The following is a 4,866-nucleotide window of genomic DNA, read 5'->3' as shown; positions in this document are numbered from 1 at the left end:
CGCGCGGCCATGGCCGACGGCAGGCCGGCGCCCATGGTGGCCAGGGCGTTGTCCAGCAGCACCGTGTTGGGCATGTAGGCCTTGTAGTTGCGGGCGAACCAGATCTTGTAGATGCCGTTGTCCAGGGCGACGATGCCGTCGGACGGCAGCACGTTACGCAGATCGGCCACCAGGCGCTGCGGATAGACCGGGAAGCGGTCATCGGTGGCGCCTTCGGCGACATGGGCCTCGTTGGCTTCGCGGATGTGCAACAGGCGGTCGAAGTCCCAGGTGGGCTGGACCTCGATGCGCTCCTTGATCTCCCAGATGGCGTTGGCGATGTCGCCGACCACCTCGACCTGGGGGAAGTACACCGGATCGACTTCGGCGGAGCGGAAGTTGATGTGGATGACCTCCGTGCCGCCACGGGTCATGAAGAACGGCGGCTTCTCGATCACATCGTGGCCGATGTTGACGATGAGGTCGGCGGACTCCAGGGCGCGGTGCACGAAGTCACCGGCGGAGAGGGCGGCGTTGCCCAGGAAGCGCGGATGGCGCTCGTCGACCACGCCCTTGCCGAGCTGGGTGGTGACGAAGGGGATGCCGGTCTTCTCGATCAGCTGCCGGAGCACCCGCGCGGTCATCTTGCGGTTGGTGCCGGCGCCCAGCACCAGCACCGGGCTGCGGGCGTTTTCCAGCTTGGAGACGGCGGCGGCGATGGCCTTGGCCTCGGCGACCGGACGGCGGCTCAGGCTCGGCGGCACCGGCAGGCTCTCGGTGTGCTCGTCGGCGATGTCTTCCGGCAGCTCCAGGTGCACGGAGCCGGGCTTTTCTTCCTCGGCGAGGCGGAAGGCCTCGCGGATGCGCGACGGGATGTTGTCGGCGGAGGCGAACTGGTGGGTGTACTTGGTGAGCGGCGCCATCATGCGGCACACGTCGAGAATCTGGAAACGCCCCTGCTTGGATTTCTTGATCGGCTTCTGGCCGGTCAGCATCAGCATCGGCATGCCGCCCAGGTAGGCGTAGGCGCCGGCGGTGACCAGGTTGGTGGCGCCTGGGCCGAGGGTGGAAAGGCAGACACCGGTCTTGCCGGTGAAGCGGCCGTAGGTGGCGGCCATGAAGCCGGCGGACTGCTCGTGGCGAGTCAGGATCAGCTTGATCTGCGAGGAGCGCCGCAGGGATTCCAGCAGGTCCAGGTTCTCTTCGCCGGGAATGCCGAAGATGTATTCCACACCCTCGTTTTCCAGGCAGCGAACGACCGGATCGGAGGCCTTCATCATGAGTGTCGTGTTCCTTTGAAGAAGCGATGCGTGAGGGTTAGGAGCGATACAAAGGGCGTCGTATGGCAATTCCGTCCAGGCGACGCCGAGACTTCAGTCCAGTTCTTTCAAATTCGAAAGCGTGCTACCTGGGTCTGTAGGTTGTGGCTGAGCGTTATCATCCGGGTGCTGGACTGGGCGGTGTCTTCGCTGATACCCACGGTTTCTTCGGCGATGCCACGTACGTTGACGATGCTGCGGTTGATCTCTTCGGCGACCGAGCTTTGCTCCTCGGCGGCGGTGGCGATCTGCAGGTTCATGCTCTGGATGCTGGAGACCGCCTGGGTAATCAGCGAAAGCGCGGCTCCTGCGTCCTTGCCCAGGGTCAGGGTGCGTTCGGTGAGCTCGCCGCTGTCTTCTATAAGAGCGGTGGTTTGCCGTACTTCCTGTTGCAGCTCCTTGATGAGCGCTTCGATCTCTTCGGTGGATTGCTGGGTGCGCTTGGCCAGGCTGCGAACCTCATCAGCCACCACGGCGAAGCCGCGGCCCGCCTCACCGGCGCGGGCCGCTTCGATGGCGGCGTTGAGCGCGAGCAGATTGGTCTGCTGAGCGACGGACTTGATCACGTCGAGCACGGTACCGATCTGATTGCTCGCACCGCGCAGGCGCTGCATGGCTTCGGTGGAGGTGGCCATCTGCCTGGCGAGCAGGTCCATTTCGGTGATCGCCTGGTTGACCTTGTGATCCCCCTCGCGCGCCTGTTCATCAGCGCTGCGTGCGGCGGCGGAGGCCTGAGCCGCATTGGCCGCGACCTCATGCACCGTGGCAGCCATCTCGTTCATGGCGGTGGCCACCTGGTCGGTTTCGTTACGCTGCTGCAGGATGCCCTGGTTGGCGGAATCGGTGACCTGAGAAAGCTGTTGGGCCACCGTCACCATCTGAGTCGCCCCATTGCCGATATGGCCGATCAGGGCGCGCAGGCTGTCCACCATCGTTTGGGTACTGCGTTGCAGCTGACCCAGTTCATCCTGGCGACGGGTGTCGATCTGCATGGTCAGGTCGCCCTCAGCAATGCGCGTGGAGGTTTCCAGCACCTCGCGCAAAGGGCGTACGACCTGCCGCGTCATGGTCCAGGCGGCCAGTAGGGCGATAATCAGCGCCGCAATCAGGCCGCCCAGCAACTGCAGCTTGGACTGCTGTTCTTCTTGAGCGCGTTCCGCTACCTGGCGTTGATAGATCCGCTGGCTGGCTTCGCGCATCAGCGCGCTCTGTTCAGTCATTTCGGTGGTCGCCGCCTGGGTGGCGGAAAGCGCTTTGGCGAAAGTTTCCAGTGCTTTTTGATACTGGGTGAAAGACTGTTCGGCTTCGATCAGCGAGCGGCGTTGATCCTCGGACGTCGCACGCACCAATTCGTTGAGGGAGGTTGCTACTTTGTTCAGAGCCGTGGTTGCCGCGTTACGCGAATCATCCGTCTGTTGAAAGATATAACCACGGACCAAATAGCGAATATGCAGCAGCTGCTGATACAGGGTGCTGACTTTCTGCAGACTTTGTAGGTCGTTGGTGTTGGGGTTGCTAGAAAGTTGTCGGTAGAGTTGGCTTTGTAACTCGTTGAATGCCTCCAATGTCTTGTTGGCGGAACTCACCAATACACTACGTGTCGCATCCCGCTGCTTTTGGGTATCCACTACCTTGGTATAGGCGGTGGCATAACGCTGTATGGTCTCACGCATTGCCAAGAGTTCGTCCCGCTGCTGATTCGAGAGCAGCTGGGCATTGGCGTCGATCTGGCGATCAAGATCACTGATTTCCTTGGATAGGCGCTCGGCATCGACCTGCTCGCCCTTCGCGGTGAATTTCTCGAGATAAATTTGCGCGCTGAGCAGGGTCTTCTCCATGGCGTTGACTCGATAGAGATTGTCGCCACTGGCTATCATTCTGTTGGTGGAGTGGTTTCCAATGGCAGCTATAAATATCGTCAGTGCGACGATGATGCCAAAGCTTATCCCCATTTTTTTGCTGATGGATAAGTTTGATATGGCGTTGTTGATATTCATTTTTATTATCCGGGGCGTAAGAGCGTCATCTTGGTGAATGGATTGAGATGCATTGCCTGGTTCTTTGTTATCGATCTCGAGGCGCAACTCTGCTGAGCAATTAGCGGTCTTTAAAAAACGGATTTTAGGCCGCTGGACGTCAAGGTTGCCGAGCGGCCCACCCCTTGGGACGAGCGGTTATTCGTGGACGATGCGCGAGTGATCGCGGGTGTCCTTCATGAAGACGTAGACCAGCAGCGAGCAGGCGATGCAGCCGGTCACGTACCAGTAGTAGCCGCTCTCCATGCCGATGCTCTTGAACCACAGCGCCAGGTATTCGGCGGTGCCGCCGAAGATGGACACGGTCAGGGCATAGGGCAGGCCGACGCCCAGGGCGCGGATCTCGGTGGGGAACAGCTCGGCCTTCACCACGGCGTTGATCGAGGTGTAGAAGCTGACGATCACCAGCGCCACCATGATCAGGCCGAAGGCGCCCCACCAGGAGGTGACGCTACCCAGGGCGGTCAGGATCGGATAGGTGAACAGGGTGCCGAGCACGCCGAAGGCGATCAGCACCGGGCGCCGGCCGACGCGGTCGGAGAGGGCGCCGACAACGGGCTGCAGCAGCATGAACAGGAACAGCGTCGCCGCCGAGATGGAGGTGGCGTCGGTCTTGCTCATGCCCACCGAGTTGACCAGGTACTTCTGCATGTAGGTGGTGTAGGTGTAGAAGGCCAGGGTGCCACCCATGGTCAGGCCGACCACGGTGAGGAATTCCTTGGGGTGGCGCGCCAGGGTGCGCATCAGGGATTCCTTGGGCTTCTCGGCCTTCTTGAAGGAGCTGGTCTCTTCCATGCCGCGGCGCAGGTAGAGCGCGGTCACGGCGCAGGCGGCGCCGATCAGGAAGGGAATGCGCCAGCCCCAGCTCTCCAGCTGTTCGACGGTCAGGGTCTGCTGCAGCACGATCAGGGTGGCCAGGGCCAGCAGCTGGCCGGAGATCAGGGTGACGTACTGGAAGCTGGAGTAGAAGCCACGGCTTTCCTTGGTCGCCATCTCGCTCAGGTAGGTGGCGGAGGTGCCGTATTCACCGCCCACCGAGAGGCCCTGCAGCAGCCGCGCCAGCACCAGCATGATGGGGGCGGCGACGCCGATGGTGGTATAGCTGGGGGTGAGGGCGATGATCAAGGAGCCTGCGCACATCATGATCACCGAGACCATCAGCGCGGACTTGCGGCCGGCCTTGTCGGCATAGAGGCCCATCAGCCAGCCGCCGATGGGGCGCATGAGAAAGCCCACGGCAAAGATAGCGGCGACGTTGAGCAGCTGGGCGGTCTGGTCGCCCTTGGGAAAGAACGCCTTGGCGAAATACAGCGAGAAGGCGGCGTAGACGTACCAGTCGTACCATTCGACCAGATTGCCGACGGAACCGCTGAAGATGGACTTGATGCGCTGCGAGGTGGTCTTGGGCGCGGTCTGGCCGGCCGCGAGGGTAGCGGTGCTATCCACAGGGGTGTTCCTCTTGTCGTTGTTATTAGGGCGCTCGGGGCGTCGACAAGGGCTATAGCAGGGCGCGTGCCAGGTCGCGAAGCCGC

At 61.8% G+C, this 4,866-nt stretch carries 2 protein-coding genes and 2 pseudogenes; all 4 read right to left on the bottom strand.

What is annotated here, in order from left to right; translation table 11 throughout:
• Window positions 1-1,259 (bottom strand): acetolactate synthase large subunit (locus PVZ72_RS16550; RefSeq protein WP_273862499.1); only part of this gene is annotated, 1,259 nt, incomplete at its 3' end.
• Window positions 1,260-1,488: 229 nt separating this feature from the next.
• Window positions 1,489-2,176: pseudogene (locus tag PVZ72_RS24280) on the bottom strand (methyl-accepting chemotaxis protein); the annotation flags it as partial.
• Between the two features lie 45 nt (window positions 2,177-2,221).
• Window positions 2,222-3,175: pseudogene (locus PVZ72_RS24275) on the bottom strand (methyl-accepting chemotaxis protein); the annotation flags it as partial.
• Window positions 3,176-3,472: 297 nt separating this feature from the next.
• Entirely contained in the window at window positions 3,473-4,780 is a 1,308-nt protein-coding gene (locus PVZ72_RS16540; protein WP_007159929.1) for an MFS transporter, read from the bottom strand.
• Between the last annotated feature and the right edge of the window lie 86 nt (window positions 4,781-4,866).

Origin of the sequence: Pseudomonas sp. LA5, assembly GCF_028640825.1 — a bacterium.
Classification (GTDB): domain Bacteria; phylum Pseudomonadota; class Gammaproteobacteria; order Pseudomonadales; family Pseudomonadaceae; genus Chryseomonas; species Chryseomonas aestiva.
Note: the sequence above shows the minus strand (reverse complement) of the source record. Positions and strands in the feature narration are given on the sequence as shown.